The sequence below is a fragment of the Thalassospira sp. MIT121401 genome (assembly GCF_047125595.1).
In the GTDB taxonomy this organism is placed as follows: Bacteria; Pseudomonadota; Alphaproteobacteria; order Rhodospirillales; family Thalassospiraceae; genus Thalassospira; species Thalassospira povalilytica.
Map to the genome: position 1 here is coordinate 1,939,677 of NZ_CP138926.1, position 18,766 is coordinate 1,958,442.

16 protein-coding genes are annotated in these 18,766 nt (G+C 55.0%); 10 read left to right on the forward strand and 6 right to left on the reverse strand.

What is annotated here, in order from left to right; all coding sequences use genetic code 11:
• The first annotated feature begins 29 nt into the window (after positions 1–29).
• The 4 genes from SIB88_RS08760 to SIB88_RS08775 all read left to right on the forward strand — a co-directional run bounded on the left by SIB88_RS08760 (position 30) and on the right by SIB88_RS08775 (position 4,035).
• Entirely contained in the window at positions 30–734 is a 705-nt protein-coding gene (locus tag SIB88_RS08760; RefSeq protein ID WP_068517093.1) for a helix-turn-helix transcriptional regulator, read from the forward strand.
• Complete coding sequence (locus tag SIB88_RS08765) at positions 718–1,140, forward strand: TfoX/Sxy family protein (protein WP_412557885.1); 423 nt, start codon at positions 718–720, stop codon at positions 1,138–1,140. The genes SIB88_RS08760 and SIB88_RS08765 overlap by 17 nt, the downstream gene beginning before the upstream one ends.
• A gap of 166 nt (positions 1,141–1,306) precedes the next feature.
• Positions 1,307–3,259, forward strand: coding sequence for a putative bifunctional diguanylate cyclase/phosphodiesterase (locus SIB88_RS08770; RefSeq protein ID WP_412557886.1), 1,953 nt, complete (start codon positions 1,307–1,309; stop codon positions 3,257–3,259).
• A 161-nt stretch (positions 3,260–3,420) separates the two neighbouring features.
• Positions 3,421–4,035, forward strand: a complete 615-nt coding sequence (locus SIB88_RS08775; RefSeq protein WP_412557887.1) for a hypothetical protein — start codon at positions 3,421–3,423, stop codon at positions 4,033–4,035.
• Between the two features lie 19 nt (positions 4,036–4,054).
• On the opposite strand, the gene SIB88_RS08780 is transcribed toward SIB88_RS08775, so the two are convergent.
• Both SIB88_RS08780 and SIB88_RS08785 read right to left on the reverse strand, forming a co-directional pair.
• A complete protein-coding gene (locus SIB88_RS08780) occupies positions 4,055–6,118 on the reverse strand; it encodes a SpoIIE family protein phosphatase (protein WP_101247873.1) in 2,064 nt (687 codons plus the stop codon).
• Between the two features lie 3 nt (positions 6,119–6,121).
• Positions 6,122–6,427 carry an STAS domain-containing protein gene (locus tag SIB88_RS08785; protein WP_068517097.1) on the reverse strand — a complete coding sequence of 102 codons (306 nt, stop codon included), beginning with the start codon at positions 6,425–6,427 and terminating at the stop codon, positions 6,122–6,124.
• Positions 6,428–6,595: 168 nt separating this feature from the next.
• On the opposite strand from SIB88_RS08785, the gene SIB88_RS08790 reads away from it, so the two are divergent.
• The gene (locus SIB88_RS08790; RefSeq protein ID WP_068517098.1) at positions 6,596–8,194 is read left to right on the forward strand and encodes a sigma-54-dependent transcriptional regulator; all 1,599 of its coding nucleotides are present in this window, start codon (positions 6,596–6,598) and stop codon (positions 8,192–8,194) included.
• Between the two features lie 46 nt (positions 8,195–8,240).
• Here the strand turns inward: SIB88_RS08790 and SIB88_RS08795 are convergent, their stop codons facing one another.
• Positions 8,241–9,317 carry a threonine-phosphate decarboxylase gene (locus SIB88_RS08795; protein WP_412557888.1) on the reverse strand — a complete coding sequence of 359 codons (1,077 nt, stop codon included), beginning with the start codon at positions 9,315–9,317 and terminating at the stop codon, positions 8,241–8,243.
• Positions 9,318–9,459: 142 nt separating this feature from the next.
• On the opposite strand from SIB88_RS08795, the gene SIB88_RS08800 reads away from it, so the two are divergent.
• Complete coding sequence (locus SIB88_RS08800) at positions 9,460–10,335, forward strand: phytanoyl-CoA dioxygenase family protein (RefSeq protein WP_412557889.1); 876 nt, start codon at positions 9,460–9,462, stop codon at positions 10,333–10,335.
• A gap of 132 nt (positions 10,336–10,467) precedes the next feature.
• Positions 10,468–10,809: an Hpt domain-containing protein gene (locus SIB88_RS08805; RefSeq protein ID WP_412557890.1), complete on the forward strand. Its 342-nt coding sequence runs from the start codon at positions 10,468–10,470 to the stop codon at positions 10,807–10,809.
• Between the two features lie 135 nt (positions 10,810–10,944).
• Here the strand turns inward: SIB88_RS08805 and SIB88_RS08810 are convergent, their stop codons facing one another.
• Positions 10,945–12,096, reverse strand: coding sequence for a M24 family metallopeptidase (locus tag SIB88_RS08810; RefSeq protein WP_412557891.1), 1,152 nt, complete (start codon positions 12,094–12,096; stop codon positions 10,945–10,947).
• A gap of 291 nt (positions 12,097–12,387) precedes the next feature.
• Between SIB88_RS08810 and SIB88_RS08815 the strand changes: the two genes are divergently transcribed.
• The 3 genes from SIB88_RS08815 (at position 12,388) to SIB88_RS08825 (ending at position 15,537) form a co-directional block, all read left to right on the forward strand.
• Positions 12,388–12,585 (forward strand): hypothetical protein, encoded by a 198-nt coding sequence (locus SIB88_RS08815; RefSeq protein ID WP_082817667.1) that lies wholly within the window; start codon positions 12,388–12,390, stop codon positions 12,583–12,585.
• A 349-nt stretch (positions 12,586–12,934) separates the two neighbouring features.
• Complete coding sequence (locus tag SIB88_RS08820; protein WP_231856641.1) at positions 12,935–14,023, forward strand: ABC transporter substrate-binding protein; 1,089 nt, start codon at positions 12,935–12,937, stop codon at positions 14,021–14,023.
• Between the two features lie 47 nt (positions 14,024–14,070).
• Positions 14,071–15,537, forward strand: coding sequence for a GGDEF domain-containing protein (locus SIB88_RS08825; protein WP_412557892.1), 1,467 nt, complete (start codon positions 14,071–14,073; stop codon positions 15,535–15,537).
• A gap of 31 nt (positions 15,538–15,568) precedes the next feature.
• Here SIB88_RS08825 and rodA read toward each other — a convergent pair whose 3' ends face one another.
• Both rodA and mrdA read right to left on the reverse strand, forming a co-directional pair.
• On the reverse strand, positions 15,569–16,732 hold the full coding sequence (gene rodA, locus SIB88_RS08830; protein WP_068517103.1) for a rod shape-determining protein RodA: 1,164 nt from the start codon (positions 16,730–16,732) through the stop codon (positions 15,569–15,571).
• A 3-nt stretch (positions 16,733–16,735) separates the two neighbouring features.
• Positions 16,736–18,622, reverse strand: a complete 1,887-nt coding sequence (gene mrdA / locus SIB88_RS08835; RefSeq protein WP_228195764.1) for a penicillin-binding protein 2 — start codon at positions 18,620–18,622, stop codon at positions 16,736–16,738.
• Positions 18,623–18,766: the final 144 nt, after the last annotated feature.

The following is an 18,766-nucleotide window of genomic DNA, read 5'->3' on the forward strand; positions in this document are numbered from 1 at the left end:
TTTCAGGGCAGGATGACGAAGGAGCGATCATGAGAAGGGCCGACCGATTATTTCGCCTTGTTCAAATCTTGCGCCGCCGGAAATTGTGCCGGGCATGTGATTTGGCTGAGGAACTCGAAGTTTCCGAACGTACGATTTACCGCGATATTCGCGATCTTGCCGCGTCCGGTGTCCCGGTCGAAGGCGAGGCCGGTGTCGGCTATATCCTGCGTGACGGGTATGATTTGCCACCCTTGATGTTTGATGCCGACGAGATCGAGGCCCTGGTGGTGGCAGCCCGCATGGTGCAAAGCTGGACCGATCCGCAGATGGCCCGCGCGGCGGGGGATGCCCTGACCAAGATCGAAGCTGTCCTGCCGGAAAAAATGCGCGGTCTGATTGGCGGGGTGCCGATTGCCGTTGCCGAAATTGCACAGGAACCGATTTCGATTTCGATGCCTGATCTGAGGCGGGCCATTCGGGAACGCAATCTGATTGATATTGATTATACCGATGCCAAGGGCGACGAGACCAAACGTCGTGTCTGGCCGTTGGGGATGCTGTTTTTTGGCAGTACCTGGCTGTTAGCGTGCTGGTGCGAATTGCGCGAAGCATTCCGGGTGTTTCGGGCCGACCGTATCAGGGGGATGGAAATTTCAACCGCCAAATACCGCCCGGTTCCGGGGCGTTCTTTGCGCGATTACCTGATTTCCGAAGGTGTTGAAGGCGAAATCCTTAATGGCATCGGTCGATAACGAATTTGTTCTGACATTTGCAGAGATCCTTGCGCCTTTGGGCGCGATCCGGATCAAACGGATGTTTGGCGGGTTTGGGCTTTATTGCGACGGGGTGTTTTTTGCCATCGTTGCCGATGATGTTGCCTATCTCAAGGGGGATGAACAAACCCGCAAGGCATATGATGACATGGGCATGGCGCCGTTCGTTGTGCCATCAGGACGCGCGCAGACACTGTCCTATTTCGAAGTGCCCGGTGAATGGATCGAGGATGGCGATCAACTGATGGCGTTTGCCCATATGGCACTTGGCGCGGCCCATCGTGCCCGGGCGATCAAGGATGCCAGGGACAAAAGACCGCCCAAGACTGCAAAGAGCAATCCGTCAAACAAGTCAACCGTCAAACCGGCCGGAAAGGGCGGCTAACGGGCCCGTCGGTGCGCAGTTTGTGTGGTACAGCCAAAACTGCTTAAAGTGGTGACTTGAGGAATAAATACGCGCTTTTGGCGAGTTTGGCGATCAAGGTGTGTTATCTAATATAAATTCTGTGTAGTATTTTGCTACGACAATGAAAGTATTAGGTTCCTGATCCGTGGCAGTCGGCGAGTTTGGGCAACGTGTTGCCGATATCTTCAGAATACATACAGAGAAACCGGAACTGATCCGTGCACAGGTAAGGGCCCTGTCGCGGCAGATACCGGTGCTTTACATGTTGCTGCTGGCCAATGCGGTTGCGCTGGCCTACACCCATTACGGGGTCGCGCCCGACTGGTTGACCATTTACGCCATCGGCATTCTTGCGGTGGTGTGCATTATGCGCGCCATTTCATGGAGCCGGGCGGGGCTTGATGTCAGTGACATTGCGGTCTGTATCGGGCATCTGCGCAAAATACGGGTTCTGGCGGCAGCGATCGCCGTGCTTTTCACGGCATGGGCGATCACGATGTTTGGCTATGGCGACCCGTATCAGAAGGGGCATGTTGCCTATTTCATTTCGATCACCGTTGTTGGCTGCATCTTTTGTCTGGTCAATTTCCCGCCCGCCGCAATGCTGGTGGTGGTGATCGTTCTTGGCACCTTTGTCATGTTTTTCGGGCTGAGCGGCAATGAAGTCTATGTCGCGATTGCGGTGAATATGGCGCTGGTGTCGGTGATGATCATTCAGATCATCCGAAGTTTTTATTCCAACTTTGCCGGTTTGATCGATACCCAGCTTGATCTTGAAGATCAGCACCAGACAACGATCGAGCTGTCGCGCCAGAATGAGGCGCTTGCGCTGATTGACGCATTGACCGGGCTGTCCAATCGCCGGGCCTTCTTTGCCATGCTCGAACAAACGGTCGCGCAGGCCGGTCCCAATGACCAGTTCGCCGTTGCGATGATTGATCTGGACGGTTTCAAGCCGGTCAATGACGTGCATGGTCATCCGATCGGTGATGAGTTGCTTATTCAGGCCGGGATGCGGTTGCGCCGTATTCTTGGGGATGAAACATTGCTGGCACGCCTTGGCGGTGATGAATTTGGCGTCATTCTGACCAAAGGCCGCGATGCCATCGAACTGATCGAACTAGGTTGCGAGCTGTGCAAGGCGCTGAACCGTCCATTTGTTCTAAGCAACATCACGGTTCAGGTATCCGCATCCCTTGGTTTTGCGACATATCCAAGTGTGGCGCGCAATTCGAACGGATTGTTCGAACGTGCGGATTTCGCGCTTTATCACGCCAAGAAAAATTGCCCGGGCGAACCGGTGCTGTTTGCAGCCCATCATGAAACATTGATCCGTCATGATTCCCAGATCGAGCAGGCCCTGCGCAAGGCTGATCTTTCGCGGGAATTGTCGCTTCATTATCAGCCGGTCTTCAACATCAAGACCGGCCGGGTCAATTCGATCGAGGCCCTGGCACGCTGGGACAGCGAAACAATGGGCCGGGTTTCGCCCGCAACGTTTTTCCCGGTCGCCGAAAAGACCGGCCAGGTCAGTTTCCTGACCCGTGTGTTGTTTGAAAAGCTGCTTGAAGATATGGCGGGTTGGTCGGGGAATGTGCAGGTATCGTTCAATCTGTCAGCCCGCGATATTGTTTTGTCCGATACGGTTGAATGGCTGATCGAACAGATCACGCACAAGAATATTGATCCCGCACGGTTGACATTCGAGGTTACCGAAACCGCATTCCTGCGCGATTTCGCTGCGGCACGCACCAGCATCCGTTATTTGCGCCAGCATGGGGCACGTGTCGCCCTGGATGATTTCGGTATCGGCTATTCCAGTTTGCGCTATGTGCATGAACTGGAATTTGATGCGTTGAAGGTCGATCGCAGCTTCATCACGCCGCTTGCCAATAACGAACGCAGCCGCCGTATTGTTAAAACCGTTGTCGATATGTGTGCCAATCTTGATATCGATTGCGTGCTTGAAGGTATTGAAACCGAAAGTCAGCGCGATGCGGTCATGGCGCTTGGCGGGCGGTTGATGCAGGGCTATTTCTTTGCCCGCCCGGACCGGGAACCACGGTTGGTCGCACTTTCGGATGCGCTTCGGGCGTGAATATCCTGCCTGTGTCAGAAAAAACATCAAACGATGCAATCGGTGCGACTCGGTTAATCTTCCCGCAACCAGATGACGTTAATCTGTTCTGAACGGGATCATTGCCATTAGACCAAAATGACGATGGTTCCCGGTTTTTGGCGAGAACGGGGCATCTGGCAATGTCGTCTCAGACACAGATTTCGCAGACATCTGACATCGCAATCGCGGGGGAGATTGACCTTGCCCCGGAGATCCGCACGCGTCTGCGTCAACTGATTGACAGTCTGCCAAGCCAACCGGCGCGGCTGCGCGTTTTGGGGCATGTTCTGCTTGATCTTGGTTTGGGTGATCTTGCGCTGAATGCGTTCGGGCGGGCGTTGCTGATTGATGATCTTGATGCCGCGACCCATCTGGGACTGACCCGGGTTTATATCCAGACCGGCCGTCGTGAGATCGGGCTTGAACATCTGGAAATCGCCATCAGTTTGCGTCCCGATGCCCGTGAATTGCGGGTATTGGCCGCCGATCTTCTGGGATGCCGGGACAAAATGCGGGCCTTGGATCAGTTGGGTAATGTTCTTGCGGCTGAGCCCGATCATGCCGGGGCGCGCAAGGGGCTTGCCAATCTGGTGCGCACGGTTATTGCCGGACGCATCGAAGCCAAAAAACGCGATATCGTCATGCGTGACCGGGCCGAACCGATGGTCGATCACAGCCAGTTTGTCTGGAATGACGCCGAACCGTTTGGTGATCTGGTCCATTCATCGCTTGGACGGGCGCGTTACCATTCCTGATGCCCGAATGTCCCTTGCATCAAATGGCGCAGGGGATTGGCGTTGATTGCAACGAAACGATGGTAAAGTCATCGGCAAGCTGGGCCGGGGCGCGGTCCATGAACTGATCGGCAATCTGGGCGGCCAGATCGATTTCCGACTTACTTTCAATGATGGTTTCACGCAGCATCGACAGCAGCTTTTCCTCGCTCAGGAACTGGCCGTCATCAAGTGTGGTTTCAATCAGCGCATCACTGTAAAGCAGCAGGAAATTGGCACCGGTAAACGGCACCTCGCGGGTTTCGTAACGTGCATTGCGCACCACGCCAAGCGGGACACCCGATCCGTCTAGATACCGTGCCTGTCCGGTCAGGCTGTTGCCCAGAACCGGGGATGTGCAGGCCGCACTGGCATAGGTGAACTTGCTTTCGACCCGGTCGATGATCCCATAGAGCATGGTGGCATATTGCCCGATCGGCAAAAGCCCCTTGAGATGGCGGTTCAGGTTTTCAAGATATTCACCCGGCTCCCGATCATGGAGCTGATCAGACCAGATCAGGGAATGCAGCCGGAATGTGTTCAATGCGGCACCAAGACCATGTCCGGCAAAATCGACGATATAGACACCAAGCCGGTGTTCGTCGATCGGCATCAATCCCCACATATCGCCGCCAAGTTCCGATGACATCTGGAAAGTCGCACTGATCCGAAGCCCGTAATCAATACCGGTGCCGCGGTAGTTTTCCGGGGTGGGGTTGAGGTTTTCCTGCATGTCGCGCGCCATGGTCAGTTCAGAACGCGTGCGTTCCTGATAGGCTTGCAACTGTTTGACCAGAAGCCGGTTTTCAAGATGAATGCGTGTGCGCGCGATCAGTTCCGCCTTGTTAAGCGGCTTAAGGATAAGGTCGGTCGCGCCATCATCGAATATCCTTGTCCGGCCTTCGTTTTCTTCAAGAGCGGTCTGGGCGATGATCGGGGTTTCGGCGTAATCCGGATTGGCGCGGATGGCCTTGCACACCCCGTAACCATCAAGTTTCGGCATGATGATATCAAGGATGATCAGGTCGGGATTATGAATTTTGACCTGATCAAGCGCATCTTCGCCGTCCTTGGCAAAGACCAGATTGGTAAACCCGTCAGATCGCAGATAGGACGCGATGATTTCGCGCGACAACATCGTGTCATCGGCAATCAGAATGGTTGCATTTTGCGGGTTGCGGATATCGGTATCGGGGGCCTGGTCTTTATTACCGTCCAGTTCGGATACAAAGATATCCGATGTCGTCAGAAGGTCGGCCTTGTCCTGATCAAATTGCAGCTCGATGCTGCGCCCGCTGCGCGAAAAGCTGACGGAATGGCACAGGCTTTTGATCAGCGGCAATCCGCGGCCAAATGTTGTTTTGCGCCCGGCCACCGCGGTTGAGCAGGAATCGGATGGCGGGGTAAAGCCATTGCCCTGATCATTGACGGTAATCACGATATGGCCGTTCTTTTTGCGGCGTGCGGTCAACAGAATGACGCGTGCGCCATGCTTGCTTGACGCCAGCCGGCGTTTGGTTTCTTCGCCCAGTTCGGTGAAGCTGTCCATCGACAGGTGGCCACTGGTATCGAGTTCGAGATTGCCGTGAATAAGCGAATTGGCAAAGGCTTCCTGAACCGCCATTTCGACGGTTGCCGCGATTTTTTCAGCGATCAGGCCACGATGGCGCAGGGCGGTCACGAATTTGCGTGCGACAGGAAGGTGATAGGCACTGCGCGTTGACATACAGACCGAAAGCGCATGGCTGCGCCCGCCATTTGTCGGGATCAGCGGTGCCAGATCGGCGAAATCGATTTCAGATGAACATTCAACAAACGTGTCGCAGTCCAGACGGGTCAGGCCGCCAAGCCATTCCCGTCCGACACCGGATGGCAGGAAGCATACCGAAAACCGCCTGTTGTGCGAAAAGTCTTCGGGTGTTTGCCCCGTAACGCTTTTGACTGAAACACGATCCGGAGCATCCCAGAGAGCACTGCTGGCAAGGAGGGCATCAATGTCGCTTTGGGCAAGCGACTGCGCAATGGCGACCGAATGGGCGGTGCGGCTTTCTTTGCCAGCAGTCATATCTTAGTCTTCCAATTTGAACAAAGTATCGAAGCGGGCGACTTCAAGCATGCGCTTGACCTGTCCCTGTGCGCCGCGAATGACCACGGATGTGTTGGTCTTTTCGCCTTCGTCACGGGCAAGCAGCAGCATGCCAAGGCCTGCGGAATCGATGAATTCCACACCGGCAACGTCGAGGACATAGGTGTCCGAGCCGTGCGGGCGGATCTCTTCGATCAGTTTGCGAAAACTGGAATGGTCACCAAATGTAAAACGACCACTAAGTTCAACTTTTGTGGTCCCGTTAGCGGTTTCTGTCTTGTAGTTCAAAACTGGTACTCCTGGTGGCAGGTAACGGCGTAAAAACTATGCCTTTTTTAACCTTAGTCTGATTGTGTATGCTTTAGGAAGCCACTGCAAGAATGTTAGCAGTTGTGACGAACACAGCTCTATCGGTATGTTGGGCCATAGTGGCTATATCGGGACATGAACACGAAAATGCCAGATCAGGCACGCATTGTAATTGTGGAAGATACATTGTCGCTTGCGCGTGTGTATCAAGACTACCTGCGTGCGGATGGTCATCTGGTTGATCATGTGGTCAATGGCACGGATGCGATTGAACGATTGCGTCAAAACCCGCCCGATGTTCTGGTTCTTGATCTTGTTCTGCCTGACATGGACGGGCGTGACGTGCTGCGCAGTGCTGCCCAGATTTGCCCGGATTGCAAAATAGTCGTCATCACCGCGCACGGATCGGTCAATGTTGCGGTCGAAGCCATGCGCGAAGGGGCATGGGACTTTTTGTTAAAGCCGTTTACTGCCGACAAATTGCGTGAAACCGTGACCAAGGCGCTGGCCGGTGCGCCGTCCATTCCAGATGGGCCTGATGTGGACCTTGCCGGGGCGGACACCGACGAGATGTATTTTGACATCATCGGCGGGTCGGACAATATGCGCGACATTTATCGCATCATTGAAAATGCCGCACCAAGCCGCGCGACCGTGTTCATCACCGGTGAATCGGGTACGGGCAAGGAACTTGCCGCCGAAGCCATTCACAGGCGATCAGAACGTTCCAAGGAACCGTTCATACCGCTGAACTGTGGTGCCATTCCCAAGGACCTGATGGAAAGCGAGATTTTCGGCCACGTCAAAGGGGCCTTTACCGGTGCGGTTTCCGACCGCGAAGGTGCGGCACACCGGGCCGAAGGCGGCACACTGTTTCTGGATGAAATCTGCGAGATGGATCTGGATCTTCAGACCAAGCTTCTGCGTTTCATCCAGACCGGCACATTCCAGAAAGTCGGTGGCAGTTCGATTGAAACGGTCGATGTGCGGTTTGTTTGTGCGACCAACCGTGATCCGCTTGAAGAAGTGCGTGCCGGGCGGTTCCGTGAAGATCTTTATTACCGTCTTCATGTCATTCCGTTGCACATGCCGCCATTGCGTGATCGTGACAATGACATATTGCAGATCGCCAATTTCTATCTTCAACGCTACACCCGCGAAGAAGGCCGTGACTTCGAACAGTTCAGTCCGGAAGTATCCGCCCTGTTTGCGCGCTATACCTGGCCGGGAAACATCCGGCAGCTGCAAAACATCATCCGAAATATCGTTGTTTTGAATAACGGCACCGAAGTCACCCTTGCCATGGTGCCGCGTCCGGTCAATAGCGGGACCGAGGATGACCGTTTCGGGTCTGCGACAATCGAAGCCCCGCCGCCCCATCCGGTGGTCTCGCGTGATTCCGGGGGAAGTGGTCGGCTGTGGGAAGGCGATCCCGAGGCGCTGGCCTTTCTGGCCGGGGCGCGCCAGATGCGCAAGGTTGTTGAAAACCACCAGTCAGACAAAAGCAGCCAGCTTGTCGGCACCAACGGTGCATCGAATGACCGCATGAGCATGCCGTCGCAAGGTCTCGGCGCGCCGGGACTGGGGTTTGGTGAAATCCGGCCACTTTGGCAGGTGGAAAAACAGGCGATTGAAGAAGCCATCGAACGTTGTGGCGGGTCCATTCCGCGCGCCGCCGATGCGCTTGGCGTCAGCCCATCAACGATTTACCGTAAAAAACAGTCCTGGGAAGAAAACGGTCTGTAAGACATTTGCGATCCCGACAGGTCAGAAGCGGCACAAAGCTTTGCCGTTATGGACGATCCTGCCAGTCGTCAAGTGCGCTGATCAGGCGTTGCCAGTCATCTGACGTACCGGGAAAGCCAAACCGGATCTTGGCGCGGTCGTGATCAAACAGTCGGACCAGAATGGCGCGCCGCGCCAGATGATCCGCCAGTTCGGCACAATTGCCGCCATCATAATAGCGAAACAGATCGGTCGCCCCGCAAAGGGCAAGCGACGTCTTGGTCGTAACTTCCCGATCCAGTCGCAGACCATCGGCATGCAGGCGTTGTCTGGTTCCTTGGTGCCAGTCTGTATCGGCAAATGCGCGGGTGGCGATTGTCATTGTCGGGCCGGGAATGGCCCATGGACCAATGCGTTCGCTTAGCGAAGTGACCAGATCGGGGGCCATGACAACACACCCCAACCGGATACCGGCCAGTCCGAAAAACTTGCCAAAGGAACGCAGCACCAATGTATGGGGCAAATCAGCGGTCATCGGGCAGACCGACTGATCGGGCTGACAATCCATAAAGGCTTCATCAATGATCAGCCAGCTATCGGCCAGCCGGGCAAGCCGGGATAGTTCGCAAATGTCCTTAACCGGGATAAGGCCGCCATCGGGATTGTTCGGATTGACAATGATGATGACGGTGCCCGGACCTGCCGATGCAAGCAGCCGTTTTGCATGATCAAGACGCGCATCGGCCGCGGTTTCATGGATGTGGCAGATGTGACCGGCCAGGTCCCAGCAACGCGCATGTTCGCCATAGGTCGGCCCCATGATATGCACGCCAGACACTTCGACATGATCCCTGATCCAGAACGGGATTGTCTGGATCAGCGCCTGGGTTCCCGGTGCGCAGGCAAGATAGGCCGGATCTGGGATGCCGTAATATGCACAGGCAACATCACCAAGGGCGGCCAGTTCGGATGCCAGTGGCAGGCGTTGCCACTGAATGGCGGGGATGTCATCAACCTGATAGGGGCATGGATTGATCCCGGTGGACAGATCAAGCCATTCTTCGGCCGGAATGCCGTATTTGCGTGCAGCAGCATCAATGGCGCCACCATGATTGATGGGCGCGGGCGTCAGGGATGATGTCATGTTGGGTGCCATTGAAAGAGCCAAACTCGTTTTTGAACGGGCAAACCAGTGCCACGGACCGTTTTGCCATGGCCGAAGGGGACTTGCCAATAGGGCGGGTGCTGCGTATCGTCCGGCCACCTTCAATACCGGACATTTGTCGATGATCACACCGAAAAACGCCATGCTGCCCGAACAGTGGCAAAAGCTTAATCCGAAATTGTCGATTTCTGATGGCGCACCAATCGGTCACGCGATCGAGGAAATCGGAGCGCGTGATGGCGGGTTTGATGGTGGTGTGCTTTCAGACCGTTTCTGGGACGAGGGATATTTCCTGATCGAGGATGTTCTGCCGGTTGCCGAACTTGCCAAATTGCGTGACGGGATCGAAACCCTTGTTGCCAACAGCATGTCGCCCGCGCTGATCTATCTGTATGACGAGGCATGGCAGGTGTTTTTGCGCCTGCGCCCGTTGCTTAGTCATTTTCTGGGCGACCGGATTGCGTTGTTGCCGCATTTCTGGGCCTGGCATGTTGATCCGGGCGAAGGCGGGCGCGGCTGGCCGCCCCATCGCGATTATCAGGGCGAAAGCGTCATTGGCGATGACATGCTGATCAGTCTTTCACTGTGGGTGCCACTGAGCAAGGCAAGCCCGGAAAACGGCTGTATGTACGTATTGCCGCGTTGTTTCGAAAGGTGTTATGGTGCGCCGGTAATGAAACCGCAAGACGTTTTGTTGCAGGATGTCAGGGCGTTACCGGCCGAACCCGGAACGGTGATGGGATGGCGGCAGGATTTGTATCATTGGGGTGGCCGGGCCAGCAAACATGCCACCGAACCACGGATCAGTCTTTCGCTGGAATTCCAGAATGCGGCCTTTGACCCGCTTGCCGAGGAGCTTCTTAGTCTTGAAAGTCCGCCGGCCTTTGACAAACGGCTTGTGCTGATTGCAAGCCAGTTCGAAAAATACCGGCATATGCAGGCCATAGACGACGCCACGGTAAACTGGGCGAAAGCGGTGCTGGAACATGCATCATGATGCCGCGGGGATGCGGTATTGATGTGGGGCGGTGATCCGGTTCATGGTCGGATGCAGTATCAATAATGTAGCATCCCGTATATCGGGGATGTGTACGGTCTGAAACCACGACTTGTGACGAAAGATACATGAATGGATCTGATCGATAAAAGCCGGTTCGCAGAAGTCAGTTCAGCATTGGGCAAAGAACATTTTGGGATGCTGGTCGGGTTGCTGAGCTCATCCTATCAGGAAGAACGCGCGCGACTGGTGAGTGCGGCAAGCAATCATGACAGCAAAGCCCTGCACGAAGCGGCCCACACCATCAAGGGGATGGCGGCAAATATGGCGGCAGCCAAACTTGCCGACGAAGCCCGCCGCCTTGAAGGATATGATGGCGCCTTTGGCGACGAGATCAATGCAAGGATTGCCGAACTCGACAAGACGGCCGATGACACGGTCGCAGCCATGAAGGCCGAACTTGGCCTGATCTAGGTCTGATCTCAGCCTGATAAAGATGGCGCGGGGGCGCCAATGTTTGATCGGTGTCAGATCGATATCAGAACGGCATAGCGACTGGACTGAAAATGCAAGGGGCAACCCGACACAGGTTGCCCTTTGTTTACATGATCAGCGCGTGATCAGATCAAGGCCATGGCGCGATACGCTGTCATTGCCGGTTTCGGTGACAATGACCGAATGGCCCGGACACATGGCAATCCCGCTTTCGCTGTCCATCAGGATCATGTGCAGGAAGAATACCATGCCCGGTTCGGCAATCACCGGGTTGCCATGATAGAACATCGGCCAGTCCATCCAGTTCGGGGCAAAGGTCGTGCCCATTGAATAGCCACAGGCATTGAGCCGGTGGGCGCGCATTCCGGCCTGATCACAGACCTTGGCATAGGCATCAAACACCTTGCCGATTGGCTCGCCGGGGCGAAGCGCCTCGCGGCAGGCAACCAGCGCATCGGTTGCGACCTTGTGCATTTCAATATGCCGGGGCAGGGCCTTGCCAACCGGGATGGTGCGCATCATCGCTGCATGATAGTGCCGATAGGCACCCGCCCATTCCAAAGTGATCTGGTCGGTCTGGGCGATGTGTTTGCGCCCGGTGAAATACCGGCACAACAAGGCATCGCGTCCGGCTCCGATAATGAATTCATTGCCCGGATAATCCCCGCCGCCTGCAAAGATGGCACCTTGCATCGCCGCCAGAATATCGCCTTCGAATGCGCCGGGATGAACCGTGTCAAGCGCAGCATCCCATGCGTCATCAGCCAGTTCGGCAGCCTTGCGGATATAAGCCAATTCGGCCGGGCTTTTGACGACGCGCAATTCGGAAACCAGTCCCGATGCATCTTTAAGCGTACAAAAGCCGTCCAGCGCGGTTTCAAGCTTTTTGCCATTGGCTGCGGTCAGGCCATAGGCCTCATACTCGACACCAAGGGTTTTGCCGCCACAGCCGAATTCAGCCAGCATGTCGCGCAACTGGAAGGCCGGATTGACGTCAGGGCCATCGACCCAGATGCGGATATCGTTGATATCGGATGTATGTTGCGCCTGTCGCAGATCAGGTGCCCGCGTAATCAGTGCAACCCGGCCATCAACACCAAGATACAGGCACTGGAAAAACACATAGCCGAATGTGTCATACCCGGTCAGGTAAAACATGCTTTCCTGACGGAACATCAACAGCCCGTCGAGACCGGCCTTTTCGAGCTTTTCAATTGTTCGTGCGCGGCGGTTTGCCAGTTCCTGGCGTTCAAAATGCAATGCCATATGACACATCCCTGATCAGTGTTTTGTTCGATGCTATCAGAGATTTCAGGGCCCCCCAACAGAAATGACATTTCAACAGCAAAGTGACGACAAATTGTGATTGTGGAGATGTTCCAGATACTTATTTTTCGTTCCAGATCAGGGGTATGCCGCACATTTCCGGGAAAAACCGGGGAGGGGGAATAGAAATTCTTCCAAACTCTCCTACATGAATTGTTACGGCACTTTTACAGTTTCGGGGGGAAAGCACTGTGCCGAGATCGCTTGGACCGTCCCATAAAGGAGGCAAGAGTGGCGAGCTTTAACAGACTCTCGAAGTCAGAACGGGAAACATCCACGTTTCGTCCCTATAGAAAGCCGGACTTCAACAAATGGCGCCGGGATGATCTTTATCATCTTGCTCAGCAGCAAGGGATCGAAGATCGCGCCAACATGTCCAACGAGGAACTTGCCCGTGCACTTAGCCGTGCACAATCGGGTTCCCCGTAAGAGTCCCGCCCTTTAACGTCAAAATCGCGTACTGTCGGGCTGTTTCAGCCTGTTTCGTGCGGTGGACAAGATGATTATTCATCTATCCGCCGACAGTACCGTTTTGACGGTTTGTCATGTGCAAACAACAACTTGGATGGACTGCCAGATCAGGAAGATGTGGCAGTCATCATAATATTATAGGTATTCTAAATTAAATTCGCGCAGATCATTTGACCTTTGAAGCGAAATTCACTATCCGATCGTATGGATTGCTGAAATACGGTTTTGGCTGTGGCAGCGTTTCTTCGGGGAATGAGAAGTGCATAGGTTGTTTTGGGCTCTGCTTGGGGTCGGTTTATTGTGTGTTGTGGCAGCGCCATTAAAAACAAACGCACAACAAAATGGGGATCAGTCCGACCACATTCGTGTGGCCTTTATCAATCCGGGCTATGGTGATCGCGGGTTCTGGAAAGATGTTCGCGACACCATGCAGGCCGCAGCCGATCAGTTCGGCTATGAGCTGACGGTTTTTGACAGTGATCGAGACTGGAAAATGATGGTCGAAAGTGCCGAGCAGGCCTTTGCCATGCAACCACCACCCGATTACATCATCGCGGTCAATGAACATCAGCAAGGAACGCGCATCGTGCTCGAAGCCGAAAAGCGCGGCATTCCGGTGATCATGCTGCTGAATGATCTTACCCAGGAACAGAAATACACCTATGGCACCCCGCGCAAGGATATCAAAAACTGGATCCTGACGCTGACCCCCGATAATGAACGCGCGGGCTATGATATTGCCCAGTCGCTGATTGATGGCGCGCGCCTGGCACAAGGGGACGCGATGCCCCAGACACTGTGTCTGTTGTCAATTGCCGGAGACCGCAACACCCCGGCATCCTTGCAACGCCTTAAGGGGCTTGATCACGCACTTAGCCGCTATCCGGTGTTGCGCGAACAGCGCCGTATCGTTGCGAACTGGTCATATGACGAAGCATTCCGCCAGACCGAGGCGTGGATAAAGCGCGGTGGCTGCATTGATGCGGTATGGGCGGCAAACGATAATATCGCCCTTGGCGCGATCGCCGCATTGAAAGAAGCTGGGCGGGTTCCGGGCAAGGATGTTTTTGTTGGTGGCCTTAACTGGTCAACAGAGGGCCTTGATGCCGTAACCGATGGCGAGATGACGCTGACCCATGGCGGGCATTTTTTTGCCGGTGCCTGGGTGATGGTTTTGTTGCATGATTACGTTAATGGCGTTGAATTTCTGAAAGACCATCCCGAAATAACGTTTAGAATGGAAGCTGTTACGCGCGAAAATATGGCTGACTTTAATGACATATTGTTCACGCGGGACTGGGATAAAGTTGATTTTTCCCGGTTTAGTCTTGTCAACGCGCCCGTGGGGGCAGAATATCGGTTTGGGCTTTTGTCGCACGACAAAGAACATAATTAACTGAAAGCCCAAAAATCAGGACCACTTAAAAGTGAGGGAATGCAGGCTTGGCTAGGCAATCGGACGAAGATGATAACGATGCGCTGGCCAGCCTGAAACTGGGAAGTACAATTGCCGCCCGGCAATTGAAATATTCCCTGTTGCTTGCTGTTGGTCTTGGTTTGCTGATCGTTGCATTTCGCGGATATCAGGATTATCGCTGGCTTGCCGAGATCTATCAGCAGGGCAATCAGCGCGTGACCGCATCCAACGTGCCGGTCGCTGTGCAGGCACTTCAGAAACGTGACCTTGACCTTGCCGATGTGATGGTTGGCGGCATGATGAGCCAGCGGTCCATTCAGCGCGTCACACTGATGACATCCGACGGTGATGTTTTTTATGAAAGACGCCGCGCGGCGGGGGAAATTCCGAGCAGTCATTGGGCCGAAGAACTGTTTGGCGGTTTGCAAACCATCAGCGTGCCTGTGCGTGACCCTGATGTCGAACCCGCCACCGTCATGGGCGAAATGATCATTGAATTCAGCCCGCAGGTTTTTGTCACCGCCCTGTTTTCGCGTCTGTCTTGGTCATTCCTTGCGACCATGATACTGGCAGTATTGATGGCCATCGTCTTTGCGGGCATGAGCTATTATATCTTTTCGCGGCCTCTGGTGCGTCTTGGCAATTATCTGGTCAAATCCGACCCGACCGATGAGTCCAAGCCGATGGAGATGCCGCCATATCACCGGCATGATGATGAAATCCAGTTGCTGGGGTCTGTCACGGTCGGTCTGTTTGGCATGATCCGCGGTCAACTGGGGCAACTGCGCAAGGCACGCGACGAACTGCTTGATGCCAATGTCAATCTTGAGGCCCGCGTCGCTGCGCGAACCGAAGAATTGAATGCGGCAATGAAAAAGCTCGAAGTGCTGGCCTCGACCGATCCGCTGACCGGTTTGCCAAACCGTCGGTCCTATCTGGCGCGGTTTGAAGAAGCGATTTCTGTCTGGCGTCGCCGCGACACGCCGGTTTCGATCATTCTGCTCGATATTGACCGCTTCAAGGCCTTTAACGACACACACGGGCATCAGGCCGGTGATGCGGTTCTGGTCGAACTGGCCAAAGTGATGCAGTCAAACCTGCGCGACATTGATCTGCCGGCCCGAATGGGCGGTGAAGAATTCGCTGTTCTATTACCCGGTGAAGAAATCGAAGGAGCGATGAAGCTGGCAGAACGTCTGCGCGGGGCCTTTGAAAAGGCTGTTGTTGCCTTTGGCGGCCATGATCTGCACTTCACGGCAAGTTTCGGGATTGCGGGGCTTCCGTCATCTGCCGGCATGGCCAACCTTGATCACGAAACAACTATGCATATCGACGGGCTTAAAAGCTGGGACAGCGGCGATATATCGGCTGTGATGTACTCGCTGGCGGATAGCGCGCTGTATGATGCCAAGGAAAATGGCCGAAATCGTTGTGAACCCTGCGATTTCAAACAGATCCCCGAACATTCAAACCTGTCGGTTTCCGAAACCTGATCGCAGAATGTCGATGGAGTTGACGGGCGGCCTAGTTCCGGCCGTCGTCATTCCCCTGACGGGATATGCGAATGTCGCGGTGGATTGAAACACTCATCAACAGTCCGAAACTGACCAGAATGGTCATCATCACGGTGCCACCATACGACACCAGTGGCAATGGCACGCCGACCACCGGGATCAGCCCCATCACCATCGCGATATTGATGAAGACATACAGGAAGAAGGTCGATGTCACCCCGATGGCAACCAGACGCCCGAACTGGTTGCGACAACGCAGCGCAATCACATAGCCATAGGTAATGACCAGCGCATAAAGAGCCAGCAGCGCCAGACCACCGACAAGACCGAACTCCTCACCCAGCATGGTAAAGATAAAGTCGGTCTGCTTTTCCGGCAGGAAGTTCAGGTGGCTTTGCGAGCCCAGCATGAAGCCTTTGCCAAACAGGCCGCCGGACCCCAGTGCAATCTTTGACTGGGTAATGTGATAGCCCGCACCCAGCGGATCATTTTCCGGATTAAGAAACGTCAGAACGCGGTTCTTCTGATAATCGCGCAGGAACTGCCAGCCAATCGGGATCGCGGCAAGCGCACTGCCAAGAATAAGGGCAAATTTCCACATCCGGACACCGGCCAGCCAGAAAATCACACCACCCCCGGCAATCAGCAAAAGTGCCGTTCCAAGGTCAGGCTGGCGCAACACCAGTGCCGCCGGGGCCAGCACCATCAAAAGTGGCGGGATCAAAAGGGTAATCCGGCCGGAATCTTCGACCGTCAGACCGTGGAAATACCGGGCCAAAGCCAGCACCAGCGAGATCTTCATCAATTCTGATGGTTGCAACTGGAAGAAACCAAGATTGATCCAGCGTTGCGCGCCCATGCCGATATCACCCTTGATTTCGACGCCAACCAGCAAAACCAGCGCAACGAAATAGGAAAAATAGGCCAGTTTCAGCCAGACACGGATATCGGTTACCGCAATCACGATCATCAGGGCCGACCCGACCGCAAAACGCATCATCTGGCGTTCGGCCCATGGCTGGAACGATCCATTGGCCGCGGAATAAAGCATGGCAAAGCCGATCCCCGACAATGCCGCGATCAACAGAACCAGTGTCCAGTTCAACAGCAACAGTCGCCGTCCGATCGGCACATAGTCCGGATCTTCACCAATGCGATATTTGCTCATGGCCATGGATCAGCCCTCATTGCGGTTGTTCTGGGCTGGTCTTGGGCGCAGCTGGGCGCTGTTGGGCAAGTTGGCAGCCGATATTCCCTGACGGGCGGATTGCAGTTCCTGTGCCTTCAAAAGAAGATCGCGGACAATCGGACCGGCGACACTGGATCCGCCACCGCCATGTTCAACCACCACCGTGCAGGCATAGCGCGGATTGTCGACCGGGGCAAAGGCCACAAACAATGCGTGGTCGCGATATTTCCATGGCAATTCGTCATTGCCCAGAACGCCTGTGGTCTGGCGTTCGCGCATGGTGATACGGCGTACCTGGCTGGTGCCACTTTTGCCGGCCATTTCCATGCCCTTGATCTTGATCCGGGCGCCATGGCCGGTGCCGCGTAATTCGTTGGTAACACCGTTCATGCCGTCGCGAATACGCGCCAGATTGACACGGCTGACCTGAAGGTCGGGGAATTCTTCTGCTTCGCGGCTGGTGACACCTTCGGGTGTTACATGATCGCGTGTCAGGTGCGGTCGCACGGCCTTGCCCGATGCCAGACGTGCAGTCATGGTGCAAAGCTGAAGCGGGGTGGCCAAAACATATCCCTGACCGATCGAGGCAATCAGGGTTTCGCCCCCCTGCCAGCGTTTGCCAAGCTGGATTTCCTTCCAGTCCTTGGTCGGGATCAGGCCGCTGCGTTCATTGGGAAGATCAATACCGGTTTCTTCACCCAGGCCAAGCTTGTGAGCCATGGCGGCGATCCGGTCGATGCCGATCTTTTGCGAGATTTCATAATAATAGACGTCGCAGGAATGCTTGAGCGAGTCATGCATGTTCATCCAGCCATGACCACCACGTTTCCAGCAATGGAACCGGGCATTGCCAAGATCAAGATGGCCGCTGCAGAAGAATTTCTGATTGGGCGTGATGATCCCGGCCTCAAGCCCGGCAAGGGCGACGCACATCTTGAAGGTCGACCCGGGCGCATAGGTCCCGTTCACTGCCTTGTTCGACAGCGGCGCATAGGTATTGTTGACCAGACTGTTCCATAGCTTGTGGGAAATGCCGTTGGTAAAGGCATTCGGATCGTAGCTTGGATGTGATGCCAGGGCCAGGACTTCGCCATTATGGATGTCCATGACAACGGCCGATGCGCTTTCCTGATCCGAAAGGCGCTGATTGGCATAGCGCTGCAATTCAAGATCAAGCGTCATGACAACCGTATTGCCGCTTTCGCCTTCTTCGCGTTCAAGTTCGCGGATCACACGGCCAAGGGCGTTGACTTCGACCTGACTGGTGCCCGCCGTACCGCGCAGGGCAAGGTCATAGACCTTTTCAACGCCGCTTTTGCCAATGGTAAAGCCCGGCAGTTCAAGCAGCGGATCGCCGGTAAGTTCCTTTTCCGAAACCGCAGCAACATAGCCCAGCGTGTGGGCCAGATGCGGGCCTTCGGGATAGTCGCGTGACCGCCCGGCATCAATGATCAGTCCGGGAAGATCGGGTGCATTGACGCCGACACGGGCAACTTCATCCCAAGTCAGATTGTCGCGCACAGTCACCGGCACAAAGGACCGGCGGCGCGAAACATCACGTTCGACCCGTTCGATGGTATCGGGGCCAAGTTCAATAATCTGATCAAGGATTTCAAGCGTGCGGCGCACATCAGGCGTCTGTTCGCGGACGATCATGATGTGATAGTTCTGCCGGTTCACGGCAAGCGGTGCGCCGAACCGGTCGGTCACAAGCCCGCGTGGTGGCGGCAACAGCCGGTGGGAAATGCGGTTTTCATCAGCCAATGTCCGGTAGCGGTCGCTTTCAAGGACCTGAAGATAGTACATCCTCGCGGCCAGCCCCGTCAGCAAAACACCCTTGCCAGCACCCAGCATAAGGGCACGTCGGGTGAACATTCTGAACCTGTCTGAATCGCGATGCCACATGGGCGAAGAATACCTGTCTTTTCTAGGCGAACCGTTGCAGTGCGAAACTGCTGATTTTTGCCCGTTTTATCCCGGTTGGAAGGGCTTGGAAACCATCTTGTTCAAGCATATCCG

Excerpts from the sequence above, each read along its gene's own strand:
- SIB88_RS08800 (WP_412557889.1), top strand. The coding sequence starts at position 9,460 with ATGATCACACCGAAAAACGCCATGCTGCCCGAACAGTGGCAAAAGCTT.
- rodA (WP_068517103.1), bottom strand. The coding sequence starts at position 16,732 with ATGGCCATGAGCAAATATCGCATTGGTGAAGATCCGGACTATGTGCCG.
- SIB88_RS08760 (WP_068517093.1), top strand. The coding sequence starts at position 30 with ATGAGAAGGGCCGACCGATTATTTCGCCTTGTTCAAATCTTGCGCCGC.
- mrdA (WP_228195764.1), bottom strand. The coding sequence starts at position 18,622 with ATGTTCACCCGACGTGCCCTTATGCTGGGTGCTGGCAAGGGTGTTTTG.
- SIB88_RS08805 (WP_412557890.1), top strand. The coding sequence starts at position 10,468 with ATGGATCTGATCGATAAAAGCCGGTTCGCAGAAGTCAGTTCAGCATTG.
- SIB88_RS08775 (WP_412557887.1), top strand. The coding sequence starts at position 3,421 with ATGTCGTCTCAGACACAGATTTCGCAGACATCTGACATCGCAATCGCG.
- SIB88_RS08790 (WP_068517098.1), top strand. The coding sequence starts at position 6,596 with ATGCCAGATCAGGCACGCATTGTAATTGTGGAAGATACATTGTCGCTT.
- SIB88_RS08765 (WP_412557885.1), top strand. The coding sequence starts at position 718 with ATGGCATCGGTCGATAACGAATTTGTTCTGACATTTGCAGAGATCCTT.
- SIB88_RS08810 (WP_412557891.1), bottom strand. The coding sequence starts at position 12,096 with ATGGCATTGCATTTTGAACGCCAGGAACTGGCAAACCGCCGCGCACGA.
- SIB88_RS08780 (WP_101247873.1), bottom strand. The coding sequence starts at position 6,118 with ATGACTGCTGGCAAAGAAAGCCGCACCGCCCATTCGGTCGCCATTGCG.
- SIB88_RS08795 (WP_412557888.1), bottom strand. The coding sequence starts at position 9,317 with ATGACATCATCCCTGACGCCCGCGCCCATCAATCATGGTGGCGCCATT.